The 17,996-nt window shown below is 73.9% G+C and carries 9 protein-coding genes; 3 read left to right on the top strand and 6 right to left on the bottom strand.

The genetic code is table 11. The features are described 5' to 3' along the window. The first annotated feature begins 1 nt into the window (after nucleotide 1). The 3 genes from ACWD5D_RS16870 to ACWD5D_RS16860 are packed head-to-tail and all read left to right on the top strand — an operon-like array spanning nucleotide 2 to nucleotide 3,878. The gene (locus ACWD5D_RS16870; RefSeq protein ID WP_451373456.1) at nucleotides 2-1,321 is read left to right on the top strand and encodes a hydantoinase/oxoprolinase family protein; all 1,320 of its coding nucleotides are present in this window, start codon (nucleotides 2-4) and stop codon (nucleotides 1,319-1,321) included. Beyond that, complete coding sequence (locus tag ACWD5D_RS16865; RefSeq protein ID WP_451373455.1) at nucleotides 1,318-2,379, top strand: DUF917 domain-containing protein; 1,062 nt, start codon at nucleotides 1,318-1,320, stop codon at nucleotides 2,377-2,379. The genes ACWD5D_RS16870 and ACWD5D_RS16865 overlap by 4 nt, the downstream gene beginning before the upstream one ends. Continuing rightward, on the top strand, nucleotides 2,376-3,878 hold the full coding sequence (locus ACWD5D_RS16860) for a PucR family transcriptional regulator (RefSeq protein WP_451373454.1): 1,503 nt from the start codon (nucleotides 2,376-2,378) through the stop codon (nucleotides 3,876-3,878). Before ACWD5D_RS16865 ends, ACWD5D_RS16860 begins: the two co-directional genes overlap by 4 nt. 76 nt (nucleotides 3,879-3,954) lie before the next feature. Here ACWD5D_RS16860 and ACWD5D_RS16855 read toward each other — a convergent pair whose 3' ends face one another. The 6 genes from ACWD5D_RS16855 to ACWD5D_RS16830 form a co-directional block, all read right to left on the bottom strand. Continuing rightward, nucleotides 3,955-5,649, bottom strand: coding sequence for a hydantoinase B/oxoprolinase family protein (locus ACWD5D_RS16855; protein ID WP_451373453.1), 1,695 nt, complete (start codon nucleotides 5,647-5,649; stop codon nucleotides 3,955-3,957). Beyond that, nucleotides 5,646-7,691 (bottom strand): hydantoinase/oxoprolinase family protein, encoded by a 2,046-nt coding sequence (locus ACWD5D_RS16850; protein ID WP_451373452.1) that lies wholly within the window; start codon nucleotides 7,689-7,691, stop codon nucleotides 5,646-5,648. Before ACWD5D_RS16850 ends, ACWD5D_RS16855 begins: the two co-directional genes overlap by 4 nt. Before the next feature lie 283 nt (nucleotides 7,692-7,974). Further along, nucleotides 7,975-8,484, bottom strand: a complete 510-nt coding sequence (locus ACWD5D_RS16845) for a nuclear transport factor 2 family protein (protein WP_451373451.1) — start codon at nucleotides 8,482-8,484, stop codon at nucleotides 7,975-7,977. A gap of 467 nt (nucleotides 8,485-8,951) precedes the next feature. Then, nucleotides 8,952-12,377 (bottom strand): ATP-binding protein, encoded by a 3,426-nt coding sequence (locus ACWD5D_RS16840; protein WP_451373450.1) that lies wholly within the window; start codon nucleotides 12,375-12,377, stop codon nucleotides 8,952-8,954. Between the two features lie 90 nt (nucleotides 12,378-12,467). After that, the gene (locus ACWD5D_RS16835) at nucleotides 12,468-15,389 is read right to left on the bottom strand and encodes an FG-GAP repeat domain-containing protein (RefSeq protein ID WP_451373449.1); all 2,922 of its coding nucleotides are present in this window, start codon (nucleotides 15,387-15,389) and stop codon (nucleotides 12,468-12,470) included. After that, entirely contained in the window at nucleotides 15,389-17,968 is a 2,580-nt protein-coding gene (locus ACWD5D_RS16830) for a S8 family serine peptidase (protein ID WP_451373448.1), read from the bottom strand. Before ACWD5D_RS16830 ends, ACWD5D_RS16835 begins: the two co-directional genes overlap by 1 nt. Nucleotides 17,969-17,996: the final 28 nt, after the last annotated feature.

The raw sequence follows: 17,996 nt of genomic DNA, 5'->3' as shown, positions 1-17,996 counted from the left end.
GGTGAGACTCGGAATCGATGTGGGGCGCGCGACGACCGCGGCCGTACTCACCGGCCCAGGTCCCGCCGACCGGGCGGTGGCCGAGGCGGTGGTGGCGAGCGCGCCCACGACGACGGTGAGCCTGCGCCGTGTCCTCGCGCGGCTCGGCCCCCTGCCCGGCCGGGTGCGGGCCGTCTCCGTGGTCACCGACCTGGCCCGCAGGCCGCCCACGCCGCGTCGCGTCGCGGTGCTGCGGATCTCCCCGAACTCCCATGCGGCGCTCGGCCCGCTCGTCGGCTGGCCGCAGCCGGTACACGCGGAGGTGGCCGGGCCGTACGAGGTCGTGGCCGGCGGCAGTTCCGTGACGGGACGACCGCTGGCCGCGCTCGACCGGCGGGCCGTCACAGGATTCGCGCTCCGTGCCCGCGCGGCCGGGGTCACCGCCTTCGCCCTGAGCGCGGCGGGCGCCCCGACCGTACCCGGACCGGAACTCGAGGCCGCCGAGATCATCGCCGAGGCAGTCCCGGACGCGGTCCTCAGCCTCTCGTACGAGATCGGCTCGCCGGGCCTGCGAGAACGCGAGAACGCGACGATCCTCAACGCGGCGCTCGGCGGCTGGGCCGATGAACTCGTACAGGACTGCCGCCGCGCTCTGCGCTCCGCCCGGATCGACGCCCCGCTGCTGTTCGCCCGGGACAGCGGAGGACTGGTGTCCGCCGACTACTTCCGCCGCCATCCCGTCATCGCGACCTCGCCCGCCACCTCGTGCGCCGCACGCGGCGCGGTGGCGCGCACCGGCAGCGGGCAGGCGGTCGTGGTGGACGCGGGTGCCCGCTCCGTGCGCTGCCTCACCGTGGTCGACGGTGAGCCCGTGCGGCACGAGCGCCCCTACCCGGGGGCTCTGGGCGTCCGCGTACAGCTGGGTGCCCCGGACGTGACCGAGTGGGCCCAAGGGACGGGCGCCGAGGAGATCCGCGCCCTCGCCGCACGGCTGGCGGAACGGGTGCCGGGAGCGCCTGTGATCCACACCGGTGGCCGCGCCGCGGTCTTCGCGGGCGCACCCGTGGCCGAGGGGCGGTTCGACGCGGCCCGCCACGCCGCCCGCGCCGACTGTCGCGCCGAGATCGAGCACATCGTCTCGGCCGCCGGCCGGGCGGAGCTGGACCACTTGCTGGACGCCGCCCGGGACCAGGCGCTGTCCCGGGCCATCGCGGCGGGCGCCGCCCCCGCCACCGTACGGGTGCGGTCCCTCACCCATGCCCCGGTCGCCTACCTGCCGGCCGGAGTGCATCGCGTGACGGTGCAGGCCGCGGGCGAACCTCTCATGGACGCTGCCGCATGACGGACGCCGAGGACCGGCTCATCGGACCGGCCGAACTGGCCCGCCTGGCCGTTGGTGCGCGCGTCCTCGCCGCGGGGACGGAGGAGTCCGCGTACCAGGTGGCTCTCGACTGGGCAGGCGCCGAACTCGCCGCCCACGGCCCGGTGCGGCTGCTGCCTGCCCACCGGATCGCACCCGACGGGCTCTGCGTCGCCGTCACCCTGGCCGGGGCGTCCGCCGCGCTCGCCGAATCACTGCCCACCGGCGACGAGCCGGTGCGGGCTGTGCGGGCCGTCGAGCGGATCACCGGGCGCCGGGCCCACGCCATCGTGCCCCTCAACACCGCTGCGGAGAACGCCCTGATCGGCCTCGCCACGGCCGCCCGCTGCGGCCTGCCGCTCGTCGACGGCGACGGCTGCGGACGCGTGCTCCCGCTGCTCGAACAGACGCTGTTCACCCTGGCCGGCGCCCACGCGGCGCCGCTCGCCCTGGCCACGCCCGGCGGCGACGTCATCACCCTGGAGTGCGCGCGCAGCAGCGTGGAGGAGCTGGTGCGTCCCCTGGTGCTGGCCGCGGGCGGCTGGGCGGTCGCCGCCGGATATCCGGTGGACGGCGCGGTGCTGGCGGGAGCCCTCGTGCACGGGACGGTCAGCCGGACGATCGAGGTCGGTTCCCTGGAGGGGCCGGCCCGCTTCGCCGCCTGGCGGCCGCGCCGCCTGTGCCGGGGCAGGATCGTCGCCCTGGAACCGTCCCCCGGACTGTACGGACCGGACAGCTCCGCCGCGTCCGTCACCCTGCCGTCGCGGCCCACCAGCGTCCTGGTCGACGAGGAGGACGGGCTGCGGCGCCGGTTCCGTCTGGAGGCCCACAACGAAGTGCTGCTCGCCTTGGCCGACGGCGCGGTCGTCGCGTCCGCACCCGATCACATCCTGCTGGTCACCGGCGCCGACGGGCGCGTGCTCGACGTCGAACGCGCTCTGCCGGGCCTGACCGTCGACGTGGTCGTGATCGAGGCGGCGCCCGCCTGGCACACCCCCGAAGGGCGCGCGCTGGCCGGAGCGGTCGGAGCACTGCCATGACCCGCCCGCTGACGCTTGCTGAGCTGCTGCGGCACGGCCCGCTGCCCGAGACGACCGTGCACGGCCCCGCCGATCCGCCCACCGAGATCCTGTCCGTCCGGATCGCGGACCGTGTCGAGTCACTCGACACACTGCAGCCCGGGACCGCCGTGGTGCTGGTGGGGCACGTCGCATCGGCCGCGTGGACCGTCGAGATGGCGCTGCGCAAGGCGTGGGAGCACGCGGCGGCCTGCGTCGTGGCCGCACCTACGGCGGTGCGGGCCGGCTCGGTGGGTGACCTGGCCGACCGCCTCGGCGTCACCCTCCTCCTCGTCGAGGGCGAACCGCTGGACACCGCCGTACTGCTGGCCTCCGCGGTGGCCCAGCCCGAGGCGGGCCGTGCCGCGCTGATCGCCCGGGCCGCCCAGCGGATCGCGCGGGCCGGGCACCGGCCGGCACCCGTGCTCGCGGCCCTGCACGACGTGCTGCCCCGCACCTCGGTGGCGCTCACCGACCCGTCCGGCGCCCTCCTCGCCGGGCGCGCGTCGGCCGTGCACGCCGCACCCGATTCCGTGAGCGTGCAGGTACCCGTGCGCGATCCCGACGGCGGGCGGCTGGCCACACTGACGGCGCGGTCGCAGTCCCGCGCCCCGGACTGGGACACGACGATGGCGGAGGTCCTGGACCTGGCCGTGGCTCCGCTGACCGCCTGGGCCGCCGGTGAACGGCTCGGCATCGAGCGGTCCGAGCGAGCGGCCTCGGCCCTGCTGCGGACAGTGCTCGACCGGTACGCGCCCGACATGGGCGCCGCTGCGGCGGACAGCGAACCCGACCCGGTCCTCGGCTCGGCGGTCGCGCTCGGCTGGGCGACCGACGGGCCGCTCATCGCCTACGCGCTGCGGTCGGACGGCGCCCCGGCGACGCAGGCGGGACCGCTGCTCATGGCGTGGTGGAACCGTGCCGGGATCGGCGGCCCGCTCGTCGCGTACCGGGACGTCTGGGTCTGCTGGCGCACGCTGGGCGGCGACGAACCGCCGGCCGAAGCCTTCGTGCGCGCCGAACGGCGCCTGGCCGCGGCGGTCGCCGGGGCCGCGCTGCCCTGGCCGGTGGCCGGTGCTGTCGGGGGCCCGCTCGAGAGCCTCACCGCGCTGGGGTCCGCACTCGACGACGCCGTCGCCGCCGTCGGGGTCGCCCGGCCGGGCACGGTCGTGCGCGCGGACCGGGCGGGATCCGCCCAACTGCTCGCGGCGCTGCCCCGCGACGCGCTGCGCCGGCCGGCCGCTGCGCTGCTGGCCCCGCTGCTCGCCGCCGACCGCGACGGCGCGCTGCTGCGGACCCTGGCCGTCCTGCTCGACGTCGGCGGCGCCCCCTCGGCCGCGGCCGCCCGCCTCGGGGTGCACCGCAACACGGTGACGGCACGACTGGAGCGGCTGCGCATGCTGGGCTGTGATCCGGACGACCCGGAGCTGCGGCTTCCGCTGCATGTGGCGTGCCAGGTGCTGCTCGACGAGGGCCGGTGAGCCGACGACGGCGCCGGGCGCGTGATGTCCGCCTCCCTTGCCCGGCACCACCGTTGGCCCCCGGCCGGCGCCGCTGTCAGCGGCCGTACCGTTCCCGGACGTGCTCCGCGGTGAGCACTCCCTGCCGGACGTCCTCGGCCACCGCCTCGGCGGGGCGCTCGGACGCCGGACCGTAGCCGCCGCCTCCACCGCTCTCACAGCGCAGCACGTCGCCCTCGCGCACCGGGAGCGCGTTCGCCTTCAGTAGTGAACGGGCGTCGGGGCGACCCGGGTTGAGGGTCACCCGGGGCGCGGCGCCGTCCGCGCCGCCGAACAGTCCCCAGGCCGGCGTGACCGACCGCTCCCACCACAGGGACAGGTTCTGGTCGGCGGTGAAGCGATACTCGCGTACGACCCCGTTGCCACCCCGCGTCCGGCCTGGGCCCGCGGAGTCGGGACGTACGGCGTACCGCTCGACCCGCACCGGGAACAGCGTCTCCAGGACTTCGACGGGCATGTCCCGCAGGGAGCCGTTGACGTTGTTGATCAGGCAGGTCTCGCCGTCGCCGGCCTCCCAGGCGCCCCAGCCGCCGACCGTCGCCTCCTGTGACACGAACAGTTTGCCGCCGCGCGGGTCGAGGCCGGTGAACTGCACGATCATGGAGTCCCCGTACGAGGCCGCGGCGGCGCGCTCCGGCATTGCGGGCGCCAGGGCCTTGACGACCAGGTCGATGACGAGGCCGAGGTGGGAGTAGTAGTACTGGCAGGCGGCCGGTTCGATCGCGGCCAGCATGGACCCGGGCCGGGTCACCACCTCCAGTGGGTCGAACGAGCCGCCGTTGAGCGGCACTTCACCGCTGACCAGCAGCTTGTAGCCGACCCGGCAGGCGGCGACGGTCTGCGCCGCACCGCAGTTGACCGGCCCGGTCGCCTGGTCGGCGCAGTCGGTGACGTCCATGACCATGCGGTCGCCGTCGACGGTGACGCGCACGGTGACGTGCAACGGGGTGTCGAGGTCGATGCCGTCGTTGTCGAGCCGGCCCGTGGCCTCGTACACCCCGTCGGGGATGGCGGCGATCTGCGCGCGCTCCAGCCGGCGGGTCTGCTCGAAGACGGCGTCCCGGGCGGCGGCGAGCGTGTCGGTGCCCCAGCGCTCGACGATCTCGGCGAGCCGCCGGGCGCCGGTGAGCGCACAGGCCACCTGTGCGCGCATATCACCGAGGGTGGGCTGCGGGAACCGCACCTGGCGGGCGATCAGATCCTGCGTCAGCACACACGGCTCACCGCCCTCGTAGATCTTCAACGGGCCCATGCGCAGGCCCTCTTGATAGATCGTGGTGGAGTCCATGGAGCCGCCGGGGTCCTTGGATCCCATGTCGATCCAGTGCGCCCGGGACGCGGCGAAGCCGACGAGTTCGCCGCTGACGTGGATCGGCGCGTAGACCGTTACGTCGTTGAGGTGCGTGCCACCGATGTAGGAGTCGTTGAGTACCCAGACGTCGCCCTCGCGCCACACGTCGCGGCCGTACATGCGCTCGGTGGCGCGGGTGCACTCCTCCAGGTTGCCCAGGAAGATCGGCAGCCCGGACGACTGGCCGAGGACGTGGTGGTCGCGGTCGAGCAGCGCGACGGCGCAGTCCTTGGCCTCGTAGATCGTCGGCGTGTACGCCGAGCGGATCAGGGTGGTGTTCATGTCCTCGGCGGCCTGGAGGAGGGCGCAGCGGATGATCTCCGTGGTGATGGGGTCGATGGTGCGGGTCGGGTCGGTGACGACCTCGGCAGGGGAGCTCATGCGGCGCCTCCGAGCTTGATGACGAGGAAGCCGTTCGCGTCGACGGTGACGAGCGCGTCCGGCGGGACGACGGTGGTGGAGGTGGCCTCGACGACGATCGCCGGACCGTTGAACTGCTCACCCACGGTGAGGTGTTCGCGCCGGAGCACGGGGGTGTCGTGCGCCGCCGCGCCGAAGACGACGGGTTTGGTGCGGCCGGCCCACGCCTTGTCGCCCGTGTCCGGCGTGTACGGCCGGGTCTCCTGGGTGGGCGGCGCACCGAACGCTGTGGTGCGCAGGGTCACGAACTCGACCGGCGCCTCGGGGGTGGCATGTCCGTAGCGCTGCTCGTGCTGCGCGGCGAATCGGGCGGCGACCGTGGCGAGGAAGCCGTCCGCGAGTGGCTCGTCGGCGCCGGTCAGCGGCACGGTCAGTGTGTAGTCCTGGCCCTCGTAGCGCATGTCCACGGCATGTTCGACGGAGCGGCGCCCGTCGGGGACGCCTTGCTCGCCGAGCGCGGCGAGGCCCTGGGCCTCCAGATCGGTGAGGGCCGCGGCCAGGGCGGTGCGGTCGAGCGTGTCGCCGGGGGCGAAGAACTGCCGGGTCACATCGCGGCGTACGGCGGTGCCGAGCATGCCCCACGCGGAGAAAGCTCCGGGGAACAGCGGCACGACGACTTCCTCGACGCCCAGCTCCCGAGCGATCTCCACGGCGTGCATGGGACCCGCACCGCCGAACGCGAGGAGTGTGAACTCCCGTGGCTCGCGGCCGTGTTCGACGGTCAGCGTGCGGATGGCCTGCGCCATCTTCGCGTTGGCGACGTCACAGATGCCGCCCGCCAGGGTGAGCGGGTCGAGGCCGAGTTCGTCGGCCAGGGAGCCCATCGCGGTCCGGGCGGCCTCGACGTCCAGCGTCATGTGGCCGCCCGCGAACCACTCCGGGTCGACGCGGCCGAGCACGGCGTTGGCGTCGGTCACGGTGGGCCGGGTGCCGCCGCGCCCGTAGCAGGCGGGACCGGGCAGGGCGCCCGCCGACTCGGGGCCCACCCGCAGGCCGCCCGCCTCCGCATAGGCGAGGGAGCCGCCGCCCGCGCCGATCGTGTGCAGGTTCACCAGCGGGATCAGTACCGGGAAGCCGTCGGCCGTGCCCTCGTTGGAGATGTCGGGCCGGCCGTCGAGGACCAGTGACACGTCGAAGGAGGTGCCGCCCATGTCGACGCATATCGCGTTCTCGCGGCCCAGCAGGCCCGCGGCCGCGACACCGCCCATGGTGCCACCGACCGGCCCTGACAGCAGCGTCTGCAGGGGGTGTGTGCGGGCGAACGAGGCGTTGACGACGCCGCCTGACGACTGCATGACCTGCACCGGGACGCCGAGACCACGCTCGGCGAACCGCTCTTCGATGTGGCCGAGGTAGCGGCGCACCACCGGGCCGGTGTACGCGTCGAGCACGGCCGACGAGGTCCGCTCGTACTCGCGCCACTCGCCCGCAACAGCGTGCGAGAGCACCACCATCACGTCGTCGCCCAGTTCCTCGCGCAGGATCTCGCCGGCCCACAGCTCGTGCCGGGGGTCGACGTAGCTGAACAGGAACGACACGGCCACGGCCGTGTACCCCTCAGCGCGTGCCCGTCGGGCGGCCGCCCGCACCGCGTCCTCGTCCAGTGGACGCAGCTCGGTGCCCTGCCAGTCGAGCCGGCCACCTACCTGCGCGGTGGAGTACCGGTCCACCAGCGGCACCGGCTTGCGGTAGTGCAGGTCGAACATCCGGTCGCGATTGCCGCGGGCGATGTGGTAAACGTCCCGCATTCCCTCGGACATCAGCAGCAGCACCTTGGCGCCCTTGCGCTCCAGGAGCGCGTTGAGCCCTTGCGTGGTGCCGTGCACGAAGAAGGAGATGGCAGCGGGATCGGACACGGCACGGCCCAGCGCGGCGAAGACTCCCTCCGCCAGATCGCCCGGTGTCGTCGGGGCCTTCGCCGCGAAGTAGGTGCCGCGTGTCTCGTCGTACGCGACGACGTCGGTGAAGGTGCCACCGATGTCCATGGCCACCCGGTATGTCATGCCGCCTCCCGGCTGTCTCGGGGAATGCACGGACGCTAACCGGACGGGACGGGACACGATCTGTGCGCCGCGCACGATCCAGCGGGTTGGACCATGCGCGACGCACACCGGGCGAGACCGGGCCCCTCGAAGGTGTCGTTTGGACGAGGTCGGCCGTGACGAACCGTGCGCACCGGCCGGCCCATGCGGGGTCTGATGCGTGCAACTGCAAGGCGAGTGACGACCCACGCCGCAGACGTGCGCGCCAGAGCTCGCGACACCGAGATGACCCCATCGCCACCCCCTAGCGCACCGGGGTGCCGCCGGCCTGCTGCACGTCCTCGTGGAGATGGACGATGCGCCAGTCCTGGTCCGGGTAGCGGCGCAGCACAGCGGTGTTCCGTACGAGTTCCGGCCGCAGCGGCGCACCTGACGCATCCGGTGCGAAGTCGACGCGCAGCCAGTAACGCAGCAGCGCGAGGTCACCGAAGACGTCGATCACCGGGTCGTAGGCGTCGAGCCCGGACTCCTCGGGGCCGTCACCCGCCGCGGGACGTCCGTCACGGACACGGTCCAGATCCGCCTTGCCGCACAACAGCGGGGCGGCGGCGGAGTCCCAGATCGTGGCGTCCGGGTCCAGACACGCGTCGATCGCCGCCCGGTCCTGGCGGGTGTAAGCCGCGTACATACCGGTGATCACCGACCAGACAGCCTTTGCCTGGGGTTCTGAGGCACCCGGCCGCGCGGAGTCGGCGGCATCAGTACCGGCGGGGAAGGAGTCGGTGGGAGGGTTCGTCAACGGATTCGTCGGCAAGGCAGAAACTCCATGGTGGTCGCTGTGGATCGAGCGGTCGGGCGGACGCTCCCGCCTTGGCGGGCGGCTGGGCCGTGCCGATCGCAACGGTCATTGCACCGCTCAGATCGACCCTCGTGTCCGCTCACGCGCAGCGCTCCGGGGCCGGATCCGGCAGATCTCGGGAACAACGAGGTGGCAGTCGTGCGGCGAGGCGTCAGTGAAGCCGACACCGTCGCCACGGTCAACCCAGCCCGGAGAGTCGTACGCCTTCGAGAGGGCTGGACGTCCCAGCGGTCCGGGCGTCCGCCACACCGCCTTCCTCGCGGCGCCAGGCGGTCACCAGCTTGCCGAAGCAGCGCGGGCTCAGCCCGGTGAACGGGCCTGTCCAGGACGGGCTCGTGACGCCACGATCGTCGTCGGGCGTCTCGGGACGGGCGGGATGAGCGCCGTAGGTGCCGCGCTCGATGCCTCGGGGCTCATGGCCCTCAGGTCTGCTCGCCGCGGGCCAGGGCGATGCGGGAGACACCGACGGGGTAGGGAAGAGCGGTCGCCAGAGCGGACGCCCGGGTGAAGGCCTCGGCGGCGGGGCCCGGGTGGCCGAGACGGGCCAGGGCGGCGCCGTGGGCGGTCCGGGCGTCCACCTCGGCCAGCCGTTCCCCGGACCGGGTGGCACGCTCCGCCTCGGCAGCGGCCAGCTCCGCCGCGTGCTGCGCGCGGCCCGCCACGAGGTGTGCCCACGCGGTGAGTACCGCGGCGGCCGCGGACTTCCCCGTACCCGGCGCCGGCGTGCCCAGGAGCCGCAGCGCCTCCTCGGGGTGCCCCGCCCGGACCGCCAGCTCGGCCTGCGCCGTACGCACCTCCTCCAACGCCTGCCGGTCGCCACTGTCCATCGCGGCCGCCTCGGCGCGGACCAGCAGGCCGGCCGCGCCCGGCAGATCGTGCGGCAGCCGGACCCGGGCCAGCGCCGCCAGCGCGAACGCCAGACACCACTCCCCGAACGGCTCGGCCAGTGACACGGCCGACAGTGCCAGCCGCTCGGCCTGCCCGGACTCGTCCAGCAGCAGGTGGAGTTCGGCGAGGTTGGTCCGTTCGAACGCCATCGCCGTCGGATCGCCCGCGTGCTCGGCCAGTTCCAGGGCCCGCTTCCCGATGGCGCGGGCCTCCCGCAGCCGCCCGCCGCGCCGGGCGTTCTCCCGGGCCACCGACAGCACGGTGCCCAGTACGGCCGGGTCGCCGGCCGCCTCGGCGACGGCGAGCGCCTCCTCGGCCGGCGGGCCCGCCAGGTCGAACCGCCCGCCCAACCCCAGACAGGTCGCCTGCTGGGCGAGCGCCCGCGCCAGTGCCACCTGACCGCCCGGTCCGGCCATCCGGCGGGCCGCCTCCTCAGCGGCGCGGGCGGCCGCGTGCCCGTCCTCGTAACGGCCCATCACGAAACACACCACCGACCGGGCGACGTTGTGCGCAGAGGCCGCTTCCGGGGCGCAGTCGCGGGCGGCCGGATAGCGCTCGAGCACCTCGTGGCCGGCCCCCGGCGTCCCCGAGCGCACCAGCACCTCGGCGAGCCGGGCCGCGGCCAGCGCCTCGGTGTCCCGTTCGCCGGCCGTGCCGAAGTCCCGCAGCGCGGCCCGCAGCACCTCGGCGGCCTGCGGGTAGCGGGCCATCCGCCGCAGCACGGCGGCCCATTCGAGGCGGACCCGGGCCGCGGCCGGGCCACCCGCCGGGTCCAGCCGGGCGAGCAGGTCGCGGTAGTAGCCGTCGGCACTGTCGTTCGCGCACAGGGCGGCGGCCCGCCGGGCGGCCTGCCGCAGGTACTCCGCCGCGCGCGGGTCGTCGGCCCGCACCAGGTGCGACGCGAGGGCGTCCACGGCGTCCGGCCGGTGCCGCAGCACCGCGTCCGCGAAGGCCGCGTGCAGGTGGCGGCGGCGCACCGTCGTCAGACCGTCATAGCAGGTCAGCCGGACCAGGGGGTGACGGAACGCCAGCCCGGGAGTGGGCCGGCCCGCGACCACGACATCGCGTTCCGCGACCAGTGACGCCGCCAGCGCGGCGTCGAGCGCCTCCGCCGCCTCGGGCCCGGTCACCGGCGGGTGCAGGCCGTGTTCGGCCACGTCCAGCACCTCGGCCAGCGACGCGTCGCCGCCGGCGACCGCCAGCACCTCCACGAGCCGCCTGGCCGTCGCCCCCAGCCGCCCCAGGCGTTCGGCGACGAGCTGCCGCACCCCCTCCGGCGCGCTCAGCTCCTGCGCGGCCGTCCCGTCGCGCACGGCCCGCGCCAGCTCCACCGCGAACAGCGGGTTGCCGAGCGAGAGTTCCCACACGCGGTCGAGCGCGGCGGACGGGCCCGCGCCGGCGGCGTCGCCGGGGGCGGCACCCAGAGCGTCGGCCGCGACGGCGAGGCACTCCTCCCGGCCGAGCCGCATGAGCTCGACGCGCCGGGCCAGGCCCTGCCGGACGAGGGAGTCCAGGCCGGTGCGGCGCGGATCGCCGGACCCCAGCTCCTCCTCGCGGTAGGTGACGGCGAACCGCCAGGGGTGCCGGCCCGCCGAGGTCCGTCGGGCCAGATGGCTCAGCAGCTGGAACGACCCCGTGTCGGCGGCGTGCAGGTCGTCCAGCACGACGAGGACGGGGCCGGTGCCCGCCAGGTCTCCGAGCAGCGCGGCGGCGGCCCGGAACAGCCGGTCGCGTTCCTTCTCGGGGCTGCGGTCGGCGGCCCGGTCGCCGGCCCGCCCCAGGGAGGGCAGCAGCGCGGCGAGTTCGGGGTACTCCGCGCCCGCGCGGGCCCGTTCGGCGGGTGGTCGGTCGGCCAGCCAGCCGTCCAGGGCCTCGGCGAACGCCCCGTACGGCGTGTGGCCCTCGGCCTCGTGCCCGGCGCCCCACAGCACCACGGCCCCGTCGGCGGCGGCACGCCGGGCCGTCTCGCCCGCGAGCCGCGTCTTGCCGACCCCGGCCTCCCCGCCGACGAGCACCACCGGCGGTCCGCCCGCGAGCATCAGTTCAAGCGTGCGCCGCCGCCCGCGCAGCGGGGTCACCGGCAAGGTGCGGATGGCGGCGGGCAGTTCGGGCGCGGCGGCCCGGGCGGCGGGTACGGCCGGGGCGTCGTCCAGGGCCAGGCGGTGCAGCCGTTCGGTCTCGGCACCGGGACGGACGCCCAGCTCCTCGTCCAGCGCCTCCCGGCACAGGTGGTACTGGCGTACGGCCTGACGCCGCCGGCCCAGCCTCAGATGCGCGGCCATCAGCACGCGGTGCGCGCGTTCCTCGGCCGGTACGGCCGCAAGCGCCCGCTCCGCGACGGCGACGGCCTCCGCCAGGGTGCCCTCGGCGAGGTGCGCCTCGGCCAGCGCGAGCTCCACCGCCTCCCGCAGCGCCGCCAGCCGCTCGCGCCGCGGCGCGGCCCACTCCGCGTACCGGTCCTCGGGCAGCAGTTCGCCGGTGAACGCCGCCAGGGCGGGGGCCAGTTCGGCGGACCCGCCGTCTGCCAGGGCCGCCTCCGCGAGCTGCTCCGCGTGGTCCGCGTCGATCCACACCGTCTGCGGGTCCAGCCGCAGGAGCGTGCCCTCACCGGTGAGGTAGGCCGACGGGGCGCGCGGCGCCAGATCCGGCTGTATGGCCCGCCGGGCGGCGTACAGAGCCACCCGCAGGCTGCCCAGGGCACCGGCCGGCTCCGCTTCCGGCCAGCAGGCGGCCATCGCCTGTTCGCGGTGCATGCTGTGACCAGGGCTCACCGCGAGCAGCTTGACCAGGGCCTGGGCGCTCGGCCGGGTCCACCGCTCGGCCGGCGGGGCACCGCCGTCGCGGGTGACCCGGAAACCGCCGAGCAGGTGCAGACGCAGCAGTGGAGGGCCGTCCGCGGCGGCCGCGGCCCGGTCCTCGTGCCGAGCGGCGGGCTGGGGCCCGCCGGGGAAGTGCTGCACAGTGGCGTCACTGTAGCTGGTGGGGCCACCTGTGCCGCAGGCCCTCGTGCGAAAGGGAACGCACGAGGGCCTGCGGGGTTCGGGGACGGGTCAGGAGACGTTCAGTGTCGCCACCGTCAGCTGATGGATGCCGCTGTTGGAGAGGTAGTAGCCGCCGCCCGACAGGTCCATCGTCCGGTCGTAGCCGACGTCGTCGAAGTTGAGGCAGACCACCTCGTCCACGCCGTCACCGTTCAGGTCGCCGGAGAAGTAGTTCCGCGCCCCCAGAACGGTCAGCTTGGCCAGGTGGTCCGGGTAGTTGTGGCCCGCGGTGAGCACCGCCGGGTCCCAGAGGTACACGCCGGACTGGACGCCGCCGATGAGCAGCCGCTGCCCGTCGGGGCCGGTGACGAAGCCGCCGGTCTCGTTCGTCGGGAGGGTGAAGATGCCGTAGTCGCCGTCGGCCGTCCAGGTGCGGAACGAGGCGGTACCGGCCAGCACCAGGCCCTCGGGGCCGGTGAACCAGTTGCCGGTGGTGCCCAGGCCGCCGGCGGTGCCGGTGTGCAGCACCTCACCGGTGCGGCCGTCGCGGATCTCGACGACGGTCGTCCACCAGCCGGAGTCCTTGGAGATCCAGGTGTAGACGACCGCGTGGCCGTGGGCGTACGGGATCTCCGGCGAGGCGAAGGTGCCGTTGCGCAGCACGGTCGCGTAGATCCTGCCGTCGGTGTCGCCGGCCGGGGCCTTGGGGTCGGCGGTCCACCGCAGGGAGCCGTCCTTGGCGTTCAGTGCCACGCCGTTCACCGCCGGGGCGGTCAGGTCGAGGGAGTGCACGGAGTTGTACTGGGTGTAGAGCCTGCCGTCGGCGACCGAGACGTCCGAGAAGACCACGTCGCCCGCGGCGGCCGGGGCGCCGTACTCCCACAGCGGCTTGCCGCTTCCGCGGTACACGCGCACCTTGTCGGTGGGGACGACGACCTCGGCCTTGCCGTCGCCGTCGACGTCGGCGCCGGTGACCGAGCGGACGAACCGGCCGTTGCCGTCGATGTCCGCCGTGATCCTGCCGGTCGCGGCGTTGACCACCACGGCGTCGGTGTCGGCGGCGACCAGGATCTCGTCCTTGCCGTCGCCGTTGGTGTCCGCCAGCGCGATGCGGTGCACCGAGCCCGGAAGAGTGGTCTTCCACAGCAGCTTGGGCATGCCCGCCGCCAGCGACGGGCCGTCGTAGGCCCACAGGCCCCGGGACTGGCCGCCGACGACCAGGTCCTTCTTGCCGTCGCCGTTGATGTCGGTGGACTGGGCGTAGGCGAGGTCGCCCTGCAGTGGCAGGAGGTCCTCCTGGTGGCCGCTGCCCACGCCGTAGGTGCGGATGTTCTCGTCGGTGTCAGTGGTCCGGACGTGCCAGCCGTCGGCGTCCTGGTAGGGCTGCGCGAACATCGGCGAGGCGACCGCCCCGCGCCGCGTCCAGCGCACGACGCCGCTCTCGCCGGCGAGCGCGACCAGCGAGGCCAGCCGGACACCGCCCTCGTTGAGGGCGGTGTCCTTGTACTGGTCGTTCTGCATCGAGGCGAGCAGCCGGCCGTCGGCGATGTTCAGGCCCCAGATGCCGGATCCGTCCCTGCCGTTGGCCGGGTCGCGCTTGATGGTGTACGACCACAGCTGGGTGCTGCCGTCGGCGCCGTCCAGGGCGCGCACGCTGCTGGAGTTGATGAACAGGTCGGAGTCGAGGGTGGACTCGCTGACCGCGTACTCGGCCTTGCTGTCGCCCTTGAGGTCGCCGATCGTCATGCCGAGCGGCAGCGCGTTGACCCGGGTGTCCAGGGTGGTGCGCGCGCCGGTCGCCGGGTCGTAGGCGGCCAGCGCGTACTTCACGCCGTCGGTGAGGTCCGACTGCTCCAGGGCGACGATCCGCCCGCGCTCGGTGTCCAGCCGCAGCTGCCGGGAGTAGAGCGTGCCGTCGGTCTTCCACTTCACGCTGCCGTCGGCGGTGTCAAGGACCAGCGTGTGGCTCTGCGCCGGGGTCGCCGCCAGCTTCCGCTTGTTCCAGGAGACCGCGAGCAGGCCGCTTCCGAGGTCCTCCATACCGCCCCAGATGACGGCGGTGCGGTCGCCGGTGGAGTAGGTCCAGGTCTGAGCAGGCGTCAGCTTGCCGTCGGCGTGGCCGAAGCGGATGCCGGTCAGGGTCGCGTTGGCGTCCTTGGCGGAGTTGAGGTTGTAGTACGGCGCGTCGCCGACCACCAGGGTGGGGCCGACCAGCTTCACCCAGGCGGCATACGCGTAGAGCTTGCTCCACAGCGTCCGGCCGGTGCTGCCGTCCACGACCGTCACGAAGGTGCCGTTGGGCAACGTGGAGCCCGGACTGGTGAACGGACGGTACGGGTTGATGCCGACACTGGCGGAGAAGACCAGGTCGGCGACGCCGTCGCCGGTCAGGTCGCCGGTGGTCCAGCCCAGGGGGGACGTGGCGGTGAAGGGGCTGACCGCGTTGTAGCCCATGATGATCCGGGCCGGGTACGGCTCGGTCTCCCAGGGGCGGATGTTGGTGACCTTCCAGTCCTTGTAGAAGGAGGCGTTGTCGCGGCTCCAGACCGCCTTGCCGTCCTTGGTGAGCCGCTGGACGTTGCCGAGGCTGCCGATGGCGAGGTAGTCGCTTCCGGCGCCGGCCAGCGCGGTGGTGTCGACCAGGCCGCGCACGCCTTCGAGGGTCGACTTGGGGTTGACCGACAGTTTGGCGGCGGTGCCCGCGTCGTCGAGCTGCGAGCCGGTGCCGGAGGTGGTCCCGGAGGTGGTCCCGGTGTCCGTGCCGGAACCGGTGCCGGCGGCCGGGGTGGTCTGCTCGGTGTTGCCGGCGCCGTCGGCAGCCGCGTACGGGTTGAGCTGTGCGCGCTGCTCCAGGTCCTGCACCTGGCTGTCGGTCAGCGTCAGCAGGCCGTCGGAGTCGTCGGCGTGCGCGGTCGGCACGGCGGTGAGCGCCAGGCCGGCGGCCACCAGGGCGGAGGCGAGCCGGAGGGCCCGCTGGGAGGTGCGTCTCATCACTTGGTCCCCTGCGCGAAACGGATGGCGGACTTGTCGGTCAGCACGGCCTCGTTGAACGAGTACTGCAGTGCGTCGGTGCCGGCCTGGTTCTCGATGCCGACGGTGGCGCTCGACCCGGCCTGCAGGGCGCCTGCGCCGATGCCCTGGTACTGCAGCGTGATCGCGCCGGTGGCCTCGTCGAAGACGGCCTCGAAGGTGACCCGGACCGAGGTGTCGGACGCGAAGGCGGCGTTCTGCCAGACGATCGCGAACTTCCGGTGGCCGCTCGTGCCGGTCGTCGCGGTCAGCACGCTCGACTTCTTGTCGAGCGTCAGGTCGTCCCAGAAAGCGGCGAGGGTGCCGTTGGGCTCTGCGGTCGTCGGAAGCGCGGTGTTGGCGTAGTCGCCGAGCCGCGGCTCCAGGAAGTTGACCATGCCGTTGGTGGTCACATGGGCGGTCGTGTACGGGACGCCGTAGAAGGTGACCGGGAAGGGCAGCGCGACGGACGCGACGTTCTCGTCACCGGACAGCGCGACCTTGGTGCTGCCGGCGATCCAGGAGTACGCCGCCGGGGTGCAGCTGCTGCCGGAGCCGTCGGTGCGGGCCGGCAGCGCGGCGGTGACGGACTTGTCGCCGTCGACCGTCAGCGGGCCGTTCCAGGTGCCGTTGCACAGGATCGGCGCGGCCGGGGTGGCGGACAGCGTGTAGGAGCCCTCGGCGACCTTCGGGAAGCTGAAGTGGCCGGAGGCGTCGCTGGTGACCGCGGCCACCGGGGTGTTGGTGACGCGGACGGTGGCGCCGGGCAGCGGCTTGCCGGTGACGTCGAGCACCGTGCCGGAGACCGTGTGGGTCGGCACGGCGGTCAGCGTGAAGGACTTGGTGACATTGCTGCCGGCCCGCACCTGGTAGCCGGTCTCGGACGAGGTGGCGTACCCGTAGCCGGACACGGTGAGGGTGTAGGTGCCGGCGGGCAGCGTCAGGCGGTACGAGCCGTCGGTGCCGGTGGTCACGGAGCGGGTGGTGATGTCGCCGGCCGCCTTGACGGTGTGACCGGACAGCGGTGCGCCGGTGGCGCGGTCGGTGACCGTGCCGGTCACGATGGCCGCGGTGTGCGGAGCACGGTCCACGGCCGCGAAGATGTCGAGCTTGCCCTCGCCCCAGACGTTGTTGCGGTCGGCGGTGCCGCCGCAGTGCGTGTCGTCCACATTCCGCGCGGACTCGTTCAACAGCGTGCGAGTGGCGTCGATGTTCCCGATCAGAGAGGGGGCGGCGGACCACAGCAGCCCGACCGCACCGGCCACGTGCGGGGTGGCCATCGAGGTGCCGGATATCGCCCGGTAGGTGCTGCCCGGCCAGGTGGACCTGACGTTCACACCGGGAGCCGAGATGTTCGGCTTCTCCGATCCGTCCACCAGGGACGGGCCGAAGCCGGAGAAGGACGCGATCGTGCCGGTGGCGTCGTATGCGCCGACGCCGTACGCCGGGGCCTGCGAGCCGGGGGCGTGGGTGGTCGAACAGGTCGTGCCGTTGCCGTCGTTGCCGGCCGCGAACGCCTCGAAGATGCCGGCGGCGTTCCACGCCTCGACGATGTTCTGGTAGAAGGTCGTGTCGCCGCCGCCCCAGGAGTTGTTGACGATGTCCGGGGCCAGGTCGGGACGCGGGTTCTGCCCGTTGTGATCGGTCGGTGCGAGGATCCACTGCCCGGCGGCGAGCAGTGAGGAGTCCGAACAGCTGCTGGACTCGCAGCCCTTGGCGGCGATCCACTTCGCGCCCGGTGCGACACCGACGCCGCCCGCGCCGACCATGGTGCCCATGGTGTGGGTGCCATGGCCGTTGTTGTCACACGGGAAGCCGCCGGCGGAGGCGCACTGACCGGTCGGGTCGTACCAGTTGTAGTCGTTGCTGAAGACGCCGCCTCCGAGGTTGCCCCGGTAGTTGCCGACCAGCGCCGGGTGGTTGTACTGCACGCCCGAGTCGACGTTGGCGATGACGACGCCCTCGCCCCGGTCGTCGTACTGCGACCAGACCTGGTCGGCGCCGATGTCCTTTACGCCCCACTCGGGCGTGACGGTGGTGTCGTCGGCGACCGACGCGGTCGCCGTGGACGCCGCGATCGAGGCCGCCTCGACCTTGTCCAGGTGGTAATGCCGTTCGGGGACGATGCGCGCCACGTCGGAGCGCCCCGCCAGCGTGTCCACCAGCGCCTGGTCACCCGTCACCTTAAGCGTGTTGGCGATCCAGAACGACTGGTAGCCGACGTGGCGCCGGTCCAGGAAGGCCCGCAGGGGCGCCTGGGTCGCCTTCGCCTCGGCCCGCAGCGCGCCGAAGGCGGACGACGCCTTCGCGGCGTGGCCGCGCGCCCCCCGGGCCGGCGCCAGGTCGGCCTGCTGCTTCATGACGACGAAGAAGGTGGCGTCCGCGCCGTGCCCGACGGCGTCACGCAGACCGGAGTCGACCTTCGCGGCCGCCGCGGCCGGCGCGTCGTCGTGCGAGGCCTGCGCGAGTGCCGGGGCGGATCCCATGAGTACGGCGACCGCGGTGGTGACGGCCGCCAGCCACGCCGCGCGTCTGCGGTGGGACGATCGGGGCAGGTGCATGAAATGTGCTCCTCCGTAGGCGGTGCTG

Source organism: Streptomyces sp. NPDC002520 (assembly GCF_053595235.1).
Note: the sequence above shows the minus strand (reverse complement) of the source record. Positions and strands in the feature narration are given on the sequence as shown.

Bases quoted from the DNA above. Each gene is read 5' to 3' on its own strand.
- ACWD5D_RS16865 (WP_451373455.1), top strand. From the start codon at position 1,318: ATGACGGACGCCGAGGACCGGCTCATCGGACCGGCCGAACTGGCCCGC.
- ACWD5D_RS16860 (WP_451373454.1), top strand. From the start codon at position 2,376: ATGACCCGCCCGCTGACGCTTGCTGAGCTGCTGCGGCACGGCCCGCTG.
- ACWD5D_RS16855 (WP_451373453.1), bottom strand. From the start codon at position 5,649: ATGAGCTCCCCTGCCGAGGTCGTCACCGACCCGACCCGCACCATCGAC.
- ACWD5D_RS16850 (WP_451373452.1), bottom strand. From the start codon at position 7,691: ATGACATACCGGGTGGCCATGGACATCGGTGGCACCTTCACCGACGTC.
- ACWD5D_RS16835 (WP_451373449.1), bottom strand. From the start codon at position 15,389: ATGAGACGCACCTCCCAGCGGGCCCTCCGGCTCGCCTCCGCCCTGGTG.
- ACWD5D_RS16830 (WP_451373448.1), bottom strand. From the start codon at position 17,968: ATGCACCTGCCCCGATCGTCCCACCGCAGACGCGCGGCGTGGCTGGCG.